The following is an 18,194-nucleotide window of genomic DNA, read 5'->3' as shown; positions in this document are numbered from 1 at the left end:
GTCCGCGGCCACCGTCGCCACGCTAGGGTCACCAGAGTGCCCCCCGTCCAGCCGCAACCCATCCTCGAGCCGCTGACACCCGCGGCGATCTTCCTCGTGGTGACCATCGACGACGGTGGAGAGGCAACCGTGCACGACGCGCTGCAGGACGTTTCCGGGCTGGTGCGCGCGATCGGTTTCCGGGAGCCGCAGAAACGGTTGTCGGCGATCGCCTCGATCGGCTCGGATGCCTGGGACCGCTTGTTTTCCGGGCCGCGGCCCGCCGAACTGCACCGGTTCATCGAGCTGAACGGCCCGCGCCACATCGCTCCCGCCACACCCGGCGATCTGTTGTTCCACGTCCGGGCCGAAAGTTTGGACGTCTGTTTCGAACTGGCCGACCGGATCCTGAAATCGATGGCCGGCGCGGTCACCGTGGTCGACGAGGTGCACGGGTTCCGGTATTTCGACAACCGCGACTTGCTCGGATTCGTCGACGGCACCGAGAATCCGGATGGCCCACTTGCCATCAGCGCCACCGCAATCGGCGACGAGGACCCCGACTTCGCCGGCTCCTGCTATGTCCACGTGCAGAAGTACGTGCACGACATGTCCTCGTGGAATTCGATATCCGTCACCGAGCAGGAGCGAGTGATCGGCCGCACCAAGCTGGAGGACATCGAACTCGATGACGACGTCAAGCCGGATGACTCCCACATCGCCCTCAACGTCATCACCGACGACGAAGGCACCGAACTGAAAATCGTGCGGCACAACATGCCATTCGGCGAGCTCGGCAAGGGCGAGTACGGCACGTACTTCATCGGCTATTCGCGCACACCGCAAGTCACCGAACAGATGCTGCGCAACATGTTCCTCGGCGACCCGCCCGGCAACACCGACCGCATCCTCGACTTCTCCACCGCCATCACCGGCGGATTGTTCTTCTCCCCCACCGTCGACTTCCTCGATGATCCCCCGCCGCTGCCCGCAACGCCGGCGGCGGAAACGTCTGTTGCACAGGACGGCTCACTTTCGATCGGCAGCCTGAAAGGAACCACTTCATGAACAACCTCTACCGCGAGCTGGCACCGGTCACCGACGCCGCCTGGCAAGAAATCGAATTGGAGGCGACCCGGACATTCAAACGCCACATCGCCGGACGTCGGGTCGTCGACGTCAGCGAGCCCGGCGGTCCAGTGGCCGCCGCGGTCAGCACCGGACGGCTGGCCAACGTGGCGTCACCCACCGAGGGTGTCCAGGCGCACCTGCGGGAAAGTAAACCCCTTGTGCGGCTTCGTGTTCCGTTCACCCTGTCGCGTTACGAGATCGACAACGTCGAGCGCGGCGCCAGCGACTCCGACTGGGACCCTGTCAAGGCGGCCGCAAAGAAGCTCGCGTTCGTCGAAGACCGTGCCATCTTCGAGGGCTACGCCGCCGCGTCGATCGAGGGCATCCGTTCCGCCAGCTCCAACAAGACGCTCACGTTGCCGGCCGATCCCAGCGAGATCCCGGACGTGATCACCCAGGCGATCTCCGAGCTCCGGCTGGCCGGTGTCGACGGCCCCTACTCGGTGCTGCTGTCGGCCGACGTCTACACGAAGGTCAGCGAGACGACCCAACACGGATATCCGATCCTCGAGCACATCGACCGGCTCGTTCCCGGAGACATCATCTGGGCCCCGGCCATCGACGGTGCCTTCGTGCTGACCACGCGCGGCGGTGATTTCGACCTGCAGCTGGGCACCGACGTGACGATCGGGTACACCAGCCATGATGCGGACACCGTGCAGCTGTATCTACAGGAGACGCTCACCTTCCTGTGCTACACCGCCGAAGCGTCCGTCCCGCTGAGTTCGTAGGAACAAGCGTCGCCCGGGTTTTCGCTAAAGGTCCAGCACCACATCGGTTTCGGGAGCCGCCGAGCAGATCAGCACCTGCGTAACAGCGGTTTTCGGCTCATCACCTGACGCACTCCCCGCCAAATCCGGATGGCCCGACGACGCTGCACAATTCGGGACTGGCCGACTTTTTCGAACGCCAACTGACCGTCGAGGCCCGCGCCGGGGCCTGCGGTGTATCGGTACGTGTGCGAGGAACTCCAAGTGACTCCCCGGTGATTGCATGATGGTGGCCGCGCACGTGTGGGACACCTTCGGGGCGCATAGCGCCGGGTTCGGCGCCGCTCTCATCACCCGTCGCGGTAATGCACCGTTGGCGGTGGACGGCCTGCCGCGGCCAGACATCGTCGCCGGTGACCTACGCGAGCTGGCCGACCGTCTCGGCTATCGCTGAACGAGGCGATGAATCGGGCCATAATTGACCCATGGCCACCTCCGACGGCTTCCATCCCGACTTCGACGACACCGCAACGCCGCTCGCCCGCAACAGGGTGCGCCACGTCAAGGCGTCGGAAATCAGCTCGGATACCGCGCAGTCGGAGGGGCTGCGGCGCTTCGCCGCGCTATCCGGTGGGTCGGTCGGCGCGGAGAAGCTCTGGATGGGCGAGACCCACGCGTCGCCGAAATCCGCCTCGGACAACCATCACCACGGCGACTCGGAGACCGCAATCTATGTACGAAGCGGCAACCCGGAGTTCGTCTTTCATGACGGCGTCCAAGAGGTCCGCATCGCCACCGAACCCGGTGACTATGTCTTCATCCCGCCCTATCTGCCGCACCGGGAGGAAAACCCCGACCCCGACACCACGGCCGAGGTCGTGATCGCGCGCAGCACCCAGGAAGCGATCGTGGTCAATCTGCCCGCGCTGTATCCGCTGGACGGGCCTCAATAGATAGCAGACGCTCACTCAGCGAATTCTCAACAGATTCTTCGGTGCCACATCGCTTGGCTCCAAGCCTCCGCAAAGTCATCGACGGCACCATACGTCTATGACCAACGAGCAGCTGTGCGCCAACCTTGTCGAACGCTATTTGCGCACCCGCGGGCGCCAATACTTTCGCGGGCACCGCGACGGTGAATACTTTTTCGTCACCGGCGCTCCGCGACGGCTGCACGTTCATTTCGAAATCTCGCCCGCGCACGACGACGTACTGATCATCCGGGTCACTCCCGGGTGCTACTTTCCGGCCGCCGACCGCCCGTGGCTGACGTACTTCGCCGACACGTGGAACCGCCAGCAACGCCACGTCACCGCCATCGTGCACGGCTCGACCGATCCGCAGCGCATCGGTGTGGTAGCCCGCAAGTCGCAATGGATCCGAAGCGAAGTCTCCTTCGTCGATTTCGCGTCCTTCGTCGACCTGACGATCGCGGATGCCACCGAGCTCTTCGAGGAGCTGAGCCCCGCCGTCGACGTGCCGTCCGCGGAGCGGCCGCTGCTGCGTCACGCCGGCTGACACCCAGGCGGTCTAGGAACCGCTCGTGCCGCCCGGGACGTCGGGGCGCGGCTCACCCAGCTCGGCCCGGATGGCGCCCCACGGATCGGCGTAGCGTCGGGGCGTATCCCGGTACGCCGCACGGCTTTTGAGAAACGACCGCGCCAGCGGCGAGATCAACCGCATCGGGTAGCGCCGCCACCCCGCGATGGCGCGCATCTCGTCGATCATGTCCGGCCACGAGTGGTGCTGGAATCGCAGGACCTGTTGGGCGCGAGCGGTATCCATCCAGTCGGTGACGAACCAGTTCTCGTCGCTGTCGGGATCACCTGGGCGCCCCCCGGGCAAGACATCGACGAGACCCCGGGCCGCGGCCAGCGCCTTACCGACCTCGCCCTGCCGAATCCGGTGCGACTCGTCGCCGGCGATCAGCAGGGTCTCACCGGCGACATCGGCAGTGGTCGCCGCGGCGAACGCGCGAGCGACATCGCGCACATCGACGGTGTGGATGCGACCATCGGTCGGCAGGGCACTTTCGAAGAACAGCGCATCGACGCTGAACGGCATGGCGTCCGGTTCGACGCTGATCACCCCGCCCAGCCGCAAGATCACCCACTCGAGGTCCGAGGATCGGATGTGTTGTTCCGCCTGGGCCTTGTGCGCACCGTAGAGATCAGCCGGATTCATCGGGGAATCCGCGCGCAACAGCTCGGCGTCGCGGTGCGGGTTGCGCGCCCCGTACACGGCGTTGCTCGACGCCTGAATGAACCGAACCGGATGCGGCCGGGCCTGCGCTGCGCGCAGCAGCGTGAGGGTCGCATCGACGTTGACGCGCCGCCCGAGGGCGGGGCTGCGGTACACGGCCGGCGGGATCACCGCGGCGAGGTGAACGATCGCCGTGGGTGAAGTCGCGGCGAGCAAGCGGTCAACGTGGCCCGGGTCGGTCAGGTCGGCCCAGTGCGCCTCGACACCGGCGGGCAGCGCCCTCGCGGCTTTGCGCTGGGCGGCGGTGCCCAGATCCGTCGCGACGACCCGGTGGCCGTCGGCGACCAGCCGGCGCACCGTCTGTGAGCCGACGAGCCCGAAACCCCCGGTGACAAGAACCTTCTCGGACATGATCCCCCGCTGTGCGTTTGCCCCCAGCAAACGAATATGGCATTCTCCCGAATGGAGAGTAACATATGCAGCTCAGGGGCTGAGGTTTGAGACCGGCGTCACACCGGCAACCAATAGCAAATGCACAATCACGACAGCGGGGAGCCATGACGGGCAGCGGCGCGGACGCGGCGGAAAATCACGAGACCGCCAAGTGGGACCCGGCCTTCACCGAACAGGTCGCGCATGCGCTCGGGCCGGCTGTCAAACGCTATTACCGCGCCGAGGTGCGAAACATCGACAACATCCCGTCGTCCGGTGGGGCGCTGGTGGTCTCGAACCACTCCGGCGGCATGTTGACGCCGGACGTGTTGATCTTTTCCCCGGCCTTCTACGAAAAGTTCGGCTACGACCGCCCCGTCTACACGCTGGGCCATTACGGGCTCTTCATGGGGCCCCTGGACGGCTGGCTGCGCCGCCTCGGGGTGATCGAGGCCAGCCGCGAAAACGCCGCCGCCGCCCTGCATTCCGGCGCGGTGGTGCTGGTATTTCCCGGCGGCGACTACGACTCGTACCGGCCGACGTTCAGCGCCAACACCATCGACTTCAACGGCCGCACCGGCTACGTGCGCACCGCGATCGAGGCCGGGGTGCCGATCGTGCCGACCGTGTCGATCGGAGCCCAGGAGACGCAGCTTTTCTTGACCCGGGGCAACTGGCTGGCCCGCAAGCTGGGGCTAACCAAGGCCCGGATGGACATCCTGCCGATCAGCGTCGGGTTCCCGTTCGGGCTGAGCGTGATCTTCCCGCCCAACCTGCCGCTGCCGGCAAAGATCGTCACCGAGGTGCTCGAGCCGATCGACGTCACCGCGCGCTTCGGCGACGATCCCGACGTCGACGAGGTCGACGCCCACGTCCGCGCGGTCATGGAGGCCGCGCTTGCGCGATTGGCCGGGCAGCGCCGGTTTCCGATCCTGGGCTGATGGTGCCGCCAATCCGCGCCAACAACCGGCGCCCTGCGGCATAGTTGTTGGCCTGGACGCGTCGGCAGGGCGAGGTGGCGTGTGAAAAGACTCAACGGCATGGACGCCATGCTGCTCTACAGCGAGACGCCCAACCTGCACACGCACACGCTGAAGGTCGCGATCATCGACCCGTCCGACTTCGACGGCGCGTTCGGTTTCGACGTGTTCCGCCACCACGTCCGCCGGCGCCTTCACCTGCTGGAACCGTTGCGCTACAAGCTCGTTGACATCCCCTGGCATCTCCATCACCCGATGTGGCAGGAAAACTGCGAGGTCGACCTGGACTATCACCTCCGTCGCGTCCGGGTGCCCGCACCGGGCGGGCGGCGAGAGCTCGATCGGGTCATCGGCGAGGTGGCGTCCACTCCCCTGGACCGCAGCCGGCCGCTGTGGGAGTTTCATTTCGCCGAGGGTCTGGCCGACGGCCGGTTCGCCTTGATCGGCAAGGTGCACCACGCGCTGGCGGACGGTGTCGCGTCGGTCAACCTGCTGGCGCGCGCGATGGATCTGCGGGACGGGCCCACCGACGAGCGCGACAACGACGAAGCCGGCGTCACGATTTCTGATGCCGAGTTGCTGCGCGCGGCCGCGCGCGACCACGTCCGGCAGCTCGCGCAACTCCCACGGCTGCTCAAGGACGCGGCCGTCGGGTTGATGCGGGTGCGGCGCCGCTCCCGAGAGCGCGGAGATCACCCCGACCTGGCCGACGCCTTTGATGCGCCGCCGACGTTCCTCAACCATGTCGTCTCGCCCCGGCGGTGGTTCGCCAGCACGTCGTTATCGCTGCCGCAGGTCAAGGCGACGGCAAAAGCGTTGGGCATCACCATGAACGATCTGGTGCTGGCGACGGCGGCGGGCGGATTGAGGACGCTGTTGCTGGCCTACGACGGTGCGGCCGACCGCCCGATCATCGCGTCGGTCCCGACGGCCACCGACAAGTCGGACCGGATCACCGGCAACGAGATCAGCGGGCTGATGATTTCGCTGCCGGTGCATGTTGACAACCCGATCGAACGGGCCCGGCTGATCTCGGTGGCCACCCGGATCGCCAAGGAAGACCACGAGATCCTGGGCCCGCAGCTGTACGGGAAAATGATGGCCTACCTGCCGACCGCGTTGGCCCCCGCCGCATTTCGGTGGCTGGGTCTGCGCGACATGCCCAACAAGCTGATGAACGTCGCCGTATCCAGCGTGGTCGGGCCGCGCGAGCGCGGCCACTTCGGCGGCGCGGCCGTCAGCGAGATCTATTCCACGGGCGTGCTGTCGCCCGGGGCCCCGGTCAACATCACCGTGTGGAGTTACGTCGACCTGCTCGGCGTCGCCGTGCTCACCGACGACCAGACGTTCGACGACCCGCACGAAGCGACGGACGCCATCAGCGCGGCCTTCGACGAATTACGTGACGCCGCAGGCGTTTCCGATCAGCCGGCGAGCACCCCGTCCAGCACCGAATAGAACAGCCCCAGGCCGTCGTCGGAGGGCCCGGTCAGCGCCTCGATGGCATGCTCGGGATGCGGCATCAGCCCCACCACACGGCCGTCGGCGGAGCTGACGCCGGCGATGTCATGTAGCGAACCGTTGGCGTTCTCGTGGTACCGGAACACCACCCGCCCCTCGCCCTCGAGCTCCTCGAGCACCTCGGCGGGCGCCACGTAGCGGCCCTCGCCGGACTTCAGCGGCACCAGCAGATCGGCATCCGGTTCGAAACGCGACGTCCACGCGGTCGACGTCGACGCCACCCGCAGCCACACGTCGCGGCAGATGAAGTGCAAACCCACGTTGCGGGTCAGGGCTCCGGGCAGTAGGCCTGCCTCGCAGAGCACCTGAAAACCGTTGCAAATGCCCAACACCGGCATGCCGCGCCGCGCCGCGTCCACCACCTCGGTCATCACCGGGGCGAACCTGGCGATCGCACCGGCCCGCAGGTAGTCGCCGTAGGAGAAGCCGCCGGGCACCACCACGGCGTCGACGCTTTTCAGGTCGGCGTCGGCGTGCCACAGGTTGACCGGCTCCGCACCGACGCGCCGCGCCGCGCGGGCGGCGTCCACGTCGTCGAGCGTCCCGGGAAACGTGATGATCCCGATGCGTGCGCTCACGGCGTCTCCCGGCTGATCGTCCAGTCCTCGATCACGGTGTTCGCCAACAGCGATTCCGCGATCTCGGCGAGCGCCGAGTCGTCCACGCTGTCGTCCACTTCGAGCTCAAACCTCTTGCCCTGCCGGACATCCGATATCCCCGGGTGGCCGAGGCGGCCCAGCGCGCCGACTATCGCCTGACCCTGCGGGTCCAGGATCTCCGCTTTGGGCATCACGCTCACGATCACCCGGGCCACCGGCGCTCCTCCTCAGTTGGCGTTTCGCCGCCAACTCTACCGGCGAAACCGCAGCTCGCCGTCACGGGCACGAGGCTATGTAGGCCTCGCACAGCGGCGCGCTCATGGCGCCCAGCACCGGGTCGTCCGCCATCGTCGGCCAGGGCGCCTGCGGCGGCGCCGAGGACCAGAGCGTGACCTCGCTGATCGTGCTGCTGGACGGGTGCGCGAAGAGGTAGGTGTGCATCACCACCGGGCCGCTGATCACGGCGGCCACGCGGTTGGTTTCGTCGCTGGTCAGCGACGGCGATTGCTGCGGCGCACCCTGCTGGCAACTCCGCAACGCGGCGACGGCGCCACGGAAGGCCGCGGCCGCGATCTCGCCGCCGCGGGCCGTATCACCGCGCCAATGCAGGATTTGGGCCTGCAGCTGCCACTGGCCGTCCGGATGTTGAACCGTCGAGCGGGCGGAGACCGCCGAGTCGCGGGGGTCCCGGGCGGTGGCCGGCGTGGCGCACAGCTCCTCGAACCGAAAACGGGGGCCGGGCGCCGAGCCGGTCGTCTGTACCGCCTGACCGGCGAGCGCGGGCCAGTGGTACACCGCGTCCAGGGGCACGGCACGCTGATCGATCCACGCGGTGTTCGGGATCCGGTCGCACATGGCGGGGCAGGTCTCGGGCTCGCCGTGCGCTGGGACGACGACGACCAGGGCGACCGCGAAGCTGCCGGCGACCAGCATCATGGCCAGGATTACGCGCAGCGGCAGCTTGTCCATCAAGGCACAATCGTAGATATGCAACTGACGCATTTCGGTCATTCGTGCCTACTTGCCGAGTTCGACCAGACACGCGTGCTGTTTGATCCCGGTATTTTCGCCCACGGTTTCGAAGGAATCACCGGCTTAACCGCCATCTTGATCACGCATCAGCACCCCGACCACGTCGACGGAAACCGGTTGCCGGCACTGCTCGAGGGTAACCCGGATGCGGCGCTGTACGCCGACGCGCAGACCGCGGCGCAACTGGGCGCGCCCTGCCGCGAGGTGCATGTCGGTGACGAACTGCAGATCGGCGAGCTGACCGTTCGGGCCGTGGGCGGCAAGCACGCCGTCATCCACCCGGAAATCCCTGTGATCGAGAACATTTCGTTTCTCGTGGGCGATGCCGAGCATCGTGCCCGGTTGATGCATCCCGGCGACGCGCTGTTCGTGCCCGACGAGCCGGTGGACGTTTTGGCCACCCCGGCGGCGGCCCCGTGGATGAAGGTTTCCGAAGCGGTCGACTACCTGCGCGCGGTGGCGCCCGCGCGCGCCGTCCCCATTCACCAGGGCATCATCGCCCCGGATGCGCGTGGCATCTACTACGGCCGGCTCACCGAGATGACCAGCACCGACTTTCAGGTGCTGCCCGAAGAGGACGCCGTCACCTTCTAGCGCGAGCAGCCGGTTACGTGATGTCGTCGGCGGCGCCGCGGCCGGCCGCGCGGCCCGAGAAGATGCATCCGCCCAAGAACGTGCCCTCCAACGCGCGATAGCCGTGCACACCGCCCCCGCCGAACCCGGCTGCCTCGCCGGCGGCGTACAACCCGGCGAGCGGCGTGCCGTCGGACGTCAACACCCGTGCGGCAAGGTCGGTTTCGATGCCGCCCAACGTCTTTCTCGTCAGGATGTGCAGCTTGACCGCGATCATCGGTCCCGCCTTCGGATCGGTCAACCGGTGCGGCGCCACGACCCGGCCCAGCCGGTCGCCCAGATAGCCGCGGGCGGCGCGGATCGCGGTGATCTGACCATCCTTGCTGAACCTGTTGGCGACCTCCCGGTCGCGGGCGGTGACTTCGGCCTCCACCGTGGCGTAGTCCAGCGGTTGCACGTCGGGCAGCTTGTTCATCGCGGTCACCAGGTCGCGCAACGAATCGGCACTGACGAAGTCCACGCCCCGATCGACGAACGCCTGCACCGGTCCCGGCGGCCCGGAGCGCGCCCGGTTCCGTAGCAGCTCGCGCACGCTCTGTCCGGTCAGATCCGGATTCTGCTCCTGACCGGAAAGCGCGAACTCCTTCTCAATGATCTTGGCGTTCAACACGAACCAGGTGTAATCGAACCCGGATTTTGTGATGTACTCGAGTGTGCCGAGGGTATCGAACCCGGGATAGAGCGGGACCGGCAACCGCTTGCCGTTCGCGTCCAGCCACAGCGACGACGGGCCCGGAATGATGCGAATCCCGTGCAGCGGCCAGATCGGGTCGTAATTGGTGATGCCCTCGGTGTAGTGCCACATCCGGTCCGGGTTGATCACCCGTGCGCCGGCCCGCTGCGTGATGCCGATCATCCTGCCGTCGACGTGGGCCGGCACGCCGCTGAGCAATTGCTCGGGCACGCGGCCCATCCGCTTCGGCCAATTCTTGCGCACCAGCTCGTGGTTGCCGCCGATGCCACCACTGGTCACGATCACCGCGGAAGCGCGGAACTCGAACTCTCCGACCGCTTTTCGAGACGAAGCGACTCCCCGCGGCGCGGCCGAGGGCTCCAGCACCGTCCCCCGGACGCCCGTCACCGCGTCACCCTCGACTATCAACTCGTCGACCTGATGGCGGTGGACGAAGCGCACCGTGGAGCGATCCCGCAATTGACGGGCGAAGATCTCGACGAGCGCGGGCCCGGTACCCCAGGTGATGTGGAAGCGGGGAACCGAATTGCCGTGTCCCTGCGCGTCATACCCGCCGCGCTCGGCCCAGCCCACCAACGGGAAAAGCTTGAGCCCCCGGGAACGCAGCCAGCTGCGCTTCTCCCCGGCGGCGAAATCGACGTAGGCGTGCGCCCATTGGCGCGGCCAGTAGTCCTCGGGGCGGTCGAACGCCGCCGTACCGAGCCAGTCCTGCAGCGCAAGCTCGTGGCTGTCGCGGATTCCCAACCGGCGCTGCTCGGGGCTGTCGACGAAGAACAGGCCGCCGAAGGACCAGAACGCCTGCCCGCCCAGGTTGGCGCTGTTCTCCTGGTCGAGGATCAGCACCCGCAAGCCGCGATCCACCAGTTCGCAGGCGGCGACCAGGCCGGACAGCCCCGCCCCGACGACGATGGCATCAGCGCCGAACCCCGCAACCGAAGAATCGCTCATGTCGGTCCAGGGTAGTGCCCCCCGGACAGCAGGTCAGGCAGTCGATCGGTCAGGCGGCATCGAGCAAGGCCTTGTCGTGACGCCAGCGGTACACCGTCGGTGTGCAGTTGTGCATCAACGCCAGGTCGACCGCGTCCAGCATCGCCTGCAGCGGCCCGGGTTTGCGGAGGTGACGAGCGGCGACGGCCACCCGCACCACACCGTCGCGCCGGGCGATCCGCTCGGCCGACAGCACGACCGTGCGACACCACCACGGCTCGGTGAGAACGCCTTCGCCGATGCCGAGGACCCGCGCGCGCACGGTGGTGTGCCGCACCAGGTCGGTGATCCCGTGCAGATCGGCCAGCATGCGAAATCCGTTCGCCGGCAATGCTTTGACCACGCCCGGCGAGACCACGCAGCTGGGCGACGCGAACAATCGGGTGCGCAGCCCGAGGTGCTCGAGAATCCGGTCGGCGGCCGTCAATCGCAGATTGGCCTCATGCGCCCGCAAGATCGCGAACTCACCGCGACGCTTCCTGATGAGGGCATCGTCGTAGCCGTGCAGCACGATCGCGTCGCCACCGGCGCGGCGGGCGGTCAGCCAGTCAACGGTTTTCGGGTCGCTGTCGAGCCGGTAGTCCCCGGACAGGCGGGGAGCCACGAGTAGCGACACCGGAACAGTGCGGGCATCCATTTGCGCGCAGAACGCCTCCACGTCGGGCAGGGTGCGTTCGCAAATCCCCGAGACCGAGACGATCAATTTTCCAGACACACCAGCAGTTTGCCGACCGCAAGTGTCGGAATAGTGAAGGACACGCAGACAGCAGGCGTATATGCGCTCACCTGAGCGCGATGACTTACCTCGGCGACCGGCGTATCGGGGCGGTCCAGCAAAGGGCCGGCAACGTCGGCGGAAACGAACTGTTCGATATGCTAAGCAACGCGATGGACGAGGCCTCCTACGCAGCGGCCAAAGCGCCGCTGCCCCATGCCCCCGCCGGGCAGCCTGGCGCCGACGAACGGGAGTATCCCGACAAGTTGGACGCCGCGCTGTTGCGGATCTCCGGTGTGTGCATCTTGGCCACGGTGATGGCGATCCTGGATGTGACGGTGGTCAGCGTCGCGCAGCGCACGTTCATCGACCAGTTCTCGTCCTCTCAGGCGGTCGTGGCCTGGACGATGACGGGCTACACGCTCGCCTTGGCGACCGTGATCCCGATAACCGGGTGGGCCGCCGACCGGTTCGGCACCAAGCGGCTGTTCATGGGCTCGGTGCTGGCATTCATGCTGGGCTCACTGCTGTGCGCGATTGCCGCAAACATCTTGCAGCTCATCATCTTTCGCGTGGTGCAGGGTGTCGGTGGCGGCATGCTGCTGCCGTTGGGGTTCATGATCTTGACCCGTGAGGCAGGCCCCGGGCGGCTCGGCCGCCTGATGTCGATCTTGAGCATCCCGATGCTGCTCGCCCCGATCGGCGGCCCGATTCTGGGCGGTTGGCTGATCGACACGTCGAGCTGGCGGTGGATCTTCCTGATCAATGTGCCGATCGGGCTGCTCACCATTGTCCTCGCGGCGATCGTGTTCCCGCGGGATCATCCGGCCCGGTCGGAAACCTTCGACGCCGTCGGCGTGCTGCTGCTCTCCCCCGGCCTGGCGATGTTCCTGTTCGCGGTGTCGTCCATCCCGGGCCGCGGCACCGTCGCGGACCGCCATGTGGTGATCCCGGCGACGATCGGACTGGCGTTGATCGCGGGGTTCGTCGCGCACGCCTGGCATCGCGTCGATCATCCCCTGATAGATCTGCGGCTCTTCCGCAATCCGGTGCTGACCCACGCCAACGTGACGATGCTGGTCTTCGCCGGCGCATTTTTCGGCGCCGGCCTGCTGCTTCCCAGTTACTTCCAGCAGGTGCTGCACCAATCGCCCATGCAGGCGGGCGTGCACTTGATCCCGCAGGGGCTCGGCGCCATGCTGACCATGCGGCTGACCGGACCGCTGGTGGACAGACAGGGGCCGGGCAAGATCGTGCTGGTCGGCATTGCGCTGATCACGGTCGGCCTGGGAGCTTTCGCGTTGGGAGTGGCCAGGCAGGCCCACTATCTCCCCGTGCTGCTGGTGGCGCTGGCGGTCACCGGCCTGGGTATGGGCTGCACCATGATGCCGTTGTCCGTCGCGTCGGTGCAGGCGCTGGCCCCGCACCAAATCGCCCGGGGAACGACCTTGATGAGCGTCAGCCATCAAGTGGGCGGCTCGATGGGAACCGCGCTGATGTCGATGGTCCTGACGAATCAGTTCAATCGGAGCCAATACATCGTCGCGGCAAACAAGGTTGCCGCCCTGGATCAGCGAGCGGCCGTCGACGGGGTGCCGGTCGACCAATCCGCAATGCCCCGGCAGGCGCTTGCGCCAGATTTTTGGGGGAATGTGGTGCACGATCTTTCCCAGGCGTATACCGCGGTATTCGTGATTGCCGTCATACTGGTGGTTTGCACGGTAATTCCGGCGTCGTTTCTGCCGAAAAAGCCGGCAAGCGAAACTGCCGGCGAATAAGACAATCACGCCTGCTAGTCGACCCCGGGCCGATTTTTCGCTTTAAATGGCCGTCCGCGCCGCTGCTGTGCAGCACGAATTACACGCATGGGAATACCGGCGAATACGAGTGAAAACGCCTCAGCAGGGCTAGCCGTATAGATATGCTCAGCGGCGCCATGGAGAACACCCGTTCTGCAGCTCTCAGTGTCCCGTTGCCCACCGCCGCGGGACCATCGCTGCGTTCTGACGACTACCCGGACAAGCTCGACGCAGCACTGTTCCGGATCGCCGGAGTCTGCGGCCTGGCCTGCATCATGGCCGTCCTGGACAGCACCGTCGTCGCCGTCGCGCAACGCACCTTCATCGATCAATTCGGGTCGAGTCAGGCCGTCGTCTCGTGGACCATCGCCGGCTACATGCTCGCGTTTGCGACCGTGATCCCGGTCACCGGATGGGCGGCGGATCGGTTCGGCACCAAACGGTTGTTCATGGGGTCGGTCCTGATCTTCACCCTGGGCTCGCTGCTGTGCGCGGTGGCTCCGAACATATTGCTGCTCATCTTGTTTCGCGTGGTGCAAGGGGTTGGCGGCGGCATGCTGCTGCCGCTCAGCTTCGTCATCTTGACGCGTGAGGCGGGACCCAAACGGGTCGGCCGCCTCATGGCGGTGGGGGGAATCCCGATCCTTCTCGGCCCGATCGGCGGGCCCATCCTGGGGGGATGGCTGATCGGCGCCTATGGCTGGAAGTGGATCTTCCTGATCAACCTGCCGATCGGACTGACCGCGTTTGCGCTGGCGGCGATCATGTTCGCGAAGGATCGCTCGGCCCCGTCGGAGGCCCTCGACATCACCGGCGCGCTGTTGCTGTCACCCGGCGTGGCGATCTTCCTGTGCGGGGTGTGCTCCATCCCGGGGCGGCACACGATCACCGACCCGTATGTGCTAGGGCCGGCGCTGCTCGGCCTGGCGTTGATCGCCGCGTTCATCGTGCACGCCTGGTATCGCACCGATCACCCCCTCATCGACCTGCGGCTGTTCCGCAACCCCGTGGTCACGCAGGTCAACGTGACGATGCTGGTGTTCGGGGCCGCCTCGGTCGGCGTGGGCCTGCTGGTCCCGAGTTACTTTCAGATCGTCAGCCACGAGACGCCGATGCAGTCCGGGTTGCACATGCTGCCGATCGGGATCGGTGCCGTATTGACCATGCCGATCGGCGGGGCCTTCATGGACAAGCACGGTCCCGGCAACATCGTGCTGATCGGCCTGCCCCTGATGGCAGCGGGTCTGGGGGTCTTCACCTACGGCGTCGCCACGCAGGCCGAGTACTCGCCGGTCTTGGTGTCCGGGCTCGCGATCATGGGGCTGGGCGCCGGCTTGACCACCACGCCGCTTTCCGCGGCGCTCATGCAGTCGCTGACCCCGCGTCAGGTGGCCCGGGGGACGACGTTGATCAGTGTGAATCAGCAGGTAGGCGGGTCGATCGGGGCCGCCCTCATGGCGGTGATCCTGACCAATCAGTTCAATCGCAACGAGGCCCTGATGGCGGCCAACGAGATGCTCGGGGCGCGCCCGGACGCCGGGAAGCGGGGACTTGACCCGTCGGCCCTCCCGCGCCAGACGATTACGCCCGATCTGGCCGGCCACGTGTCGCACCACTTGGCGCACGCCTATGCGACGGTGTTCGTGCTGGCGGTCGTGTTGGTGGCGTTCACCACCATCCCGGCATCCTTCCTGCCCAGGAAGCTGGCAACCCCGCCCGTCGGCGACTAGCGCCCGGCCCGCGGCTGATCCTCGAGCTAGCCGTCCCGGCCGCCATAACGGTCGCCGTCGGCGGTGGCCAACAGCCACGCATACTGGAAGGCGGCTTCCTCCCACCCCTTGTAGCGACCGCTGACGCCGCCATGCCCGGCGTTCATTTGCGTCTTCAGCAGGACGGGGCTCCCATTCGCGTTGACGTGTCGCAGCGCGGCAACCCATTTCGCGGGTTCCACGTAGTAGACCCGCGTGTCGTTCAGCGACGTCATCGCCAGTATCGCCGGATAAGGCTTCGCCTCGACATTTTCATACGGGGAATAGGACTTCATGTAGGAATAAACATCCTTGTCCGCCAACGGGTTTCCCCATTCGTCCCACTCGGTGACGGTCAGCGGCAAGGAGGAATCCAAGATGGTGGTCAGCGGGTCGACGAAGGGCACCTGCGCGAGGATGCCGGCAAAGAGTTCCGGCGCCAGGTTGGCCACCGCCCCCATCAACAGGCCACCCGCACTGCCCCCCAACGCCACCAGCCGGCGCGGGCGGGTGATTCCGGAATCCACCAGATGCCTTGCCACCGCGACGAAGTCGGTGAAGGTGTTCTTCTTTTCCAAGAGCTTGCCGTGCTCGTACCACAGCCGGCCCATTTCGCCGCCGCCGCGGACGTGGGCGATCGCGAACACCATTCCTCGATCCAAGAGCGACAACCGGGCGATGGAAAAACTCGGATCGGTGCAGATCTCGTAGGCACCGTAGCCGTAAACCAATGCAGGCGCCGGGAATTCGATTCCTGCGCGGTGCACGACCGAAACGGGGATCCGGGCGCCGTCCTCGGCGACCGCCCAATCGCGGCGTTCGACGTAATCCTCCGAGCGATAATCCCCGAGCACGGGTTGCTCGCGCAGTAGGGTGCGTTCGCCGGTGACGAAGTCGATGTCGTAGACCCGCGCCGGAATGACGAGAGACCCCGCCCGGATCCGCAGCTTGGGGGCGCCCCAATTCGGGTTGCCGGCCGGACCGGCCGACATCAGTTCGGAGTCGAACGAAACCTCTTCAGGCTCTGCATATGTCCCGTCCGAGTTGATGCGCCACAGCGCAAGCCGGGGCAGCGCCTCACGCCGATAGCTGACCACGAGGTGGCCGGCGAAGGCGTCCACCCCGTCGAGCCGGACATCGTCGCGGTGGGGGATGAGCGTGCGCTGCTGCGTGGGATCGCCGACCGGCGCCTCGGTCAGCGTGAAGTTGACCGCCCCGTCGTTGTGCAGGATCAAGAACCGGTCCTGCCCGCCGACGACCGCATGCTCGACCGAATACTCGACACCTTCGCGGCGCGGCAGCACGACGGTGAACTGCGCGCGCGGATCGGCGGCGTCGGCGTAGCGGAATTCGGAGGTGATCGACGAGCCCGAGGCGATGAAGACGTAGGCCTCGCTTCGGGTGAGTCCCACGCCGAGCCAGAACTTTTCGTCGGCTTCGTGATACACCAGCTCCGATTCCTCACCGGAGCCCACCCGATACCGCCATACCTTGTCGGGGCGATGGGCCGCGTCCAGGGTGAGGTAGTACACGGTGCGGTTGTCGGCGGCCCAGGTCGCGCCCGCCCCGATGTCGGCGATCTCGTCCGGATAAAGCTCGCCGGTGCGTAAATCCTTGAACCGCAACGTATAGCGCTCATCGCCGAGCGTGTCGACCGAGTATGCCAGCAGGTGTCCGTCGAGGCTGACGGTTGCGGCGCCCAGGGAGAAGAACTCGTGCCCCTCGGCCTCGACGTTCGAATCGAGCAAGATCTGTTCGCCCGGAATGTCGGTGTTCTCGTCCAAGGTCGGCGGGTCCCAGTCATCGGGATCACGTACCGGACAACGGCACTGGACGCGGTACTGCTTGCCTTCGAACGTGCGGGCGTAGTACCACCACTGGCCCTGCCGCGTCGGTACCGACAGGTCGGTTTCCTTGGTGCGCGCCTTGATCTCGTCGAAGATCTGTTGCCGCAACGGTTCGAGGTGGGCGGTCATCTCGTCGACGTAGCTGTTCTCCGCCTCGAGGTAGGCGATGACATCGGGGTTCGTCTTTTCGCGTAGCCACTCATAGGGGTCGATGAAGACGTCACCGTGGTGTTCGCGCCGGCTGTCCACCCGCTTGGCGACGGGTGGTACGGACCCGGCGAGGTGCGGCTCGGTCATGCGGCCGGGCCGATCCAGTCGCCGAAGCTCAAGCCGGAAATGCGTTCGTAGGCCTCGATATAGCGGGCGCGGGTCGCTTCGATGATGTCGCCCGGGAGCGGCGGCGGGGGTTGTGTGCCGTGGCGGTCCCAGCCGGACTCGGGGCTGGTGAGCCAGTTACGGACGAACTGTTTGTCGAAACTGTTCTGGACCACGCCGACCTGGTACTCGTCGGCCGGCCAGTACCGTGACGAGTCCGGGGTGAAGATTTCGTCGGCCAGCAACAGGTTTCCGTCGCGGTCGGTGCCGAATTCGAACTTGGTGTCCGCGATGATGATTCCTTTCCGCAGCGCATGGTCGGCGGCCTGAACGTAGATCCGCAACGTGCGGTCGCGCAGCTGGTTGGCGCGCACCCCGCCCACCATCTCGATCACGCGGGCGAACGAGACGTTTTCGTCGTGGTCCCCCAACGCGGCTTTGGTCGCGGGGGTGAACAGCGGTTCGGCGAACCGGCTGGCTTCGGCCAGTCCCGGGGGCAAGGTGATGCCGCAGACCTTGCCGGTCGCCTGGTAGTCCAGGAGCCCCGAGCCGGTCAGGTAACCGCGCGCCACGCATTCGACCGGAAACATCTCCAGACGCCGCACCACCAGCGCCCGGCCCAGGACCTCGTCGGGGATGCGTGGGTCGTCCGGTGGTCCGGCCAGGTGATTGGGGGAGTCGACGAGACCGAAGAAGAAGACGCTCATCGCGGTCAGGATGCGGCCCTTGTCCGGGATGGTGCTGTCCAGGACGAAGTCGTACGCCGAGATGCGGTCGGTGGCGACCAACAGGAGGTGTTCGTCGTCGACGCGATACAGCTCACGGACCTTGCCGCTGGCCAGATGCTGGTAGTCGGACAGTGCAGGCATC

Annotated in this window: 18 protein-coding genes; 10 read left to right on the top strand and 8 right to left on the bottom strand. The window is 66.5% G+C overall.

The features are described from left to right. The first annotated feature begins 36 nt into the window (after positions 1-36). From AC0KS4_RS28095 to AC0KS4_RS28075, 5 genes are all read left to right on the top strand, one after another. Complete coding sequence (locus AC0KS4_RS28095) at positions 37-1,047, top strand: Dyp-type peroxidase (protein ID WP_225341149.1); 1,011 nt, start codon at positions 37-39, stop codon at positions 1,045-1,047. Continuing rightward, positions 1,044-1,841: a family 1 encapsulin nanocompartment shell protein gene (locus AC0KS4_RS28090; protein ID WP_225327848.1), complete on the top strand. Its 798-nt coding sequence runs from the start codon at positions 1,044-1,046 to the stop codon at positions 1,839-1,841. The genes AC0KS4_RS28095 and AC0KS4_RS28090 overlap by 4 nt, the downstream gene beginning before the upstream one ends. A gap of 262 nt (positions 1,842-2,103) precedes the next feature. Beyond that, positions 2,104-2,274, top strand: coding sequence for an HAD family hydrolase (locus tag AC0KS4_RS28085; protein WP_225327849.1), 171 nt, complete (start codon positions 2,104-2,106; stop codon positions 2,272-2,274). 31 nt (positions 2,275-2,305) lie between these two features. Next, positions 2,306-2,773 carry a cupin domain-containing protein gene (locus AC0KS4_RS28080; RefSeq protein WP_225327850.1) on the top strand — a complete coding sequence of 156 codons (468 nt, stop codon included), beginning with the start codon at positions 2,306-2,308 and terminating at the stop codon, positions 2,771-2,773. 97 nt (positions 2,774-2,870) lie between these two features. Further along, complete coding sequence (locus tag AC0KS4_RS28075; RefSeq protein ID WP_225327851.1) at positions 2,871-3,338, top strand: YbjN domain-containing protein; 468 nt, start codon at positions 2,871-2,873, stop codon at positions 3,336-3,338. A 12-nt stretch (positions 3,339-3,350) separates the two neighbouring features. On the opposite strand, the gene AC0KS4_RS28070 is transcribed toward AC0KS4_RS28075, so the two are convergent. Next, positions 3,351-4,433 carry an NAD-dependent epimerase/dehydratase family protein gene (locus AC0KS4_RS28070; RefSeq protein ID WP_225327852.1) on the bottom strand — a complete coding sequence of 361 codons (1,083 nt, stop codon included), beginning with the start codon at positions 4,431-4,433 and terminating at the stop codon, positions 3,351-3,353. A 146-nt stretch (positions 4,434-4,579) separates the two neighbouring features. Between AC0KS4_RS28070 and AC0KS4_RS28065 the strand changes: the two genes are divergently transcribed. Continuing rightward, entirely contained in the window at positions 4,580-5,395 is an 816-nt protein-coding gene (locus AC0KS4_RS28065; protein ID WP_238955733.1) for a lysophospholipid acyltransferase family protein, read from the top strand. Positions 5,396-5,476: 81 nt separating this feature from the next. Next, positions 5,477-6,892: a WS/DGAT/MGAT family O-acyltransferase gene (locus AC0KS4_RS28060; RefSeq protein WP_238955732.1), complete on the top strand. Its 1,416-nt coding sequence runs from the start codon at positions 5,477-5,479 to the stop codon at positions 6,890-6,892. Here the strand turns inward: AC0KS4_RS28060 and purQ are convergent. The 3 genes from purQ to AC0KS4_RS28045 form a co-directional block, all read right to left on the bottom strand. Then, on the bottom strand, positions 6,859-7,533 hold the full coding sequence (gene purQ / locus AC0KS4_RS28055) for a phosphoribosylformylglycinamidine synthase subunit PurQ (protein WP_225327854.1): 675 nt from the start codon (positions 7,531-7,533) through the stop codon (positions 6,859-6,861). The two genes, AC0KS4_RS28060 and purQ, sit on opposite strands and share 34 nt — an antisense overlap. Continuing rightward, positions 7,530-7,769, bottom strand: coding sequence for a phosphoribosylformylglycinamidine synthase subunit PurS (gene purS, locus AC0KS4_RS28050; RefSeq protein WP_067174746.1), 240 nt, complete (start codon positions 7,767-7,769; stop codon positions 7,530-7,532). The genes purQ and purS overlap by 4 nt, the downstream gene beginning before the upstream one ends. A 61-nt stretch (positions 7,770-7,830) precedes the next feature. After that, on the bottom strand, positions 7,831-8,565 hold the full coding sequence (locus AC0KS4_RS28045) for an ATPase (protein ID WP_225327856.1): 735 nt from the start codon (positions 8,563-8,565) through the stop codon (positions 7,831-7,833). Between AC0KS4_RS28045 and AC0KS4_RS28040 the strand changes: the two genes are divergently transcribed. Further along, entirely contained in the window at positions 8,542-9,180 is a 639-nt protein-coding gene (locus AC0KS4_RS28040) for an MBL fold metallo-hydrolase (protein WP_238955731.1), read from the top strand. The two genes, AC0KS4_RS28045 and AC0KS4_RS28040, sit on opposite strands and share 24 nt — an antisense overlap. Positions 9,181-9,193: 13 nt before the next feature. On the opposite strand, the gene AC0KS4_RS28035 is transcribed toward AC0KS4_RS28040, so the two are convergent. Next, positions 9,194-10,861: an FAD-binding dehydrogenase gene (locus tag AC0KS4_RS28035; RefSeq protein ID WP_238955730.1), complete on the bottom strand. Its 1,668-nt coding sequence runs from the start codon at positions 10,859-10,861 to the stop codon at positions 9,194-9,196. A gap of 49 nt (positions 10,862-10,910) precedes the next feature. Next, positions 10,911-11,615 (bottom strand): DUF2334 domain-containing protein, encoded by a 705-nt coding sequence (locus AC0KS4_RS28030; RefSeq protein WP_238955729.1) that lies wholly within the window; start codon positions 11,613-11,615, stop codon positions 10,911-10,913. Positions 11,616-11,773: 158 nt separating this feature from the next. On the opposite strand from AC0KS4_RS28030, the gene AC0KS4_RS28025 reads away from it, so the two are divergent. Further along, a complete protein-coding gene (locus tag AC0KS4_RS28025) occupies positions 11,774-13,393 on the top strand; it encodes a DHA2 family efflux MFS transporter permease subunit (protein WP_238957269.1) in 1,620 nt (539 codons plus the stop codon). A 143-nt stretch (positions 13,394-13,536) separates the two neighbouring features. Then, positions 13,537-15,144 (top strand): DHA2 family efflux MFS transporter permease subunit, encoded by a 1,608-nt coding sequence (locus AC0KS4_RS28020; protein ID WP_225327860.1) that lies wholly within the window; start codon positions 13,537-13,539, stop codon positions 15,142-15,144. A 26-nt stretch (positions 15,145-15,170) separates the two neighbouring features. Here the strand turns inward: AC0KS4_RS28020 and AC0KS4_RS28015 are convergent, their stop codons facing one another. After that, positions 15,171-17,306 (bottom strand): S9 family peptidase, encoded by a 2,136-nt coding sequence (locus tag AC0KS4_RS28015; protein WP_238955728.1) that lies wholly within the window; start codon positions 17,304-17,306, stop codon positions 15,171-15,173. Further along, positions 17,303-18,193 (bottom strand): phosphoribosylaminoimidazolesuccinocarboxamide synthase, encoded by an 891-nt coding sequence (locus tag AC0KS4_RS28010; protein WP_225327862.1) that lies wholly within the window; start codon positions 18,191-18,193, stop codon positions 17,303-17,305. The genes AC0KS4_RS28015 and AC0KS4_RS28010 overlap by 4 nt, the downstream gene beginning before the upstream one ends. Position 18,194 lies beyond the last annotated feature (1 nt).

The sequence above is a fragment of the Mycobacterium sp. NTMscope_MAC_12 genome, from assembly GCF_976985675.1.
This window is presented reverse-complemented; position numbering and strand designations above follow the sequence as displayed.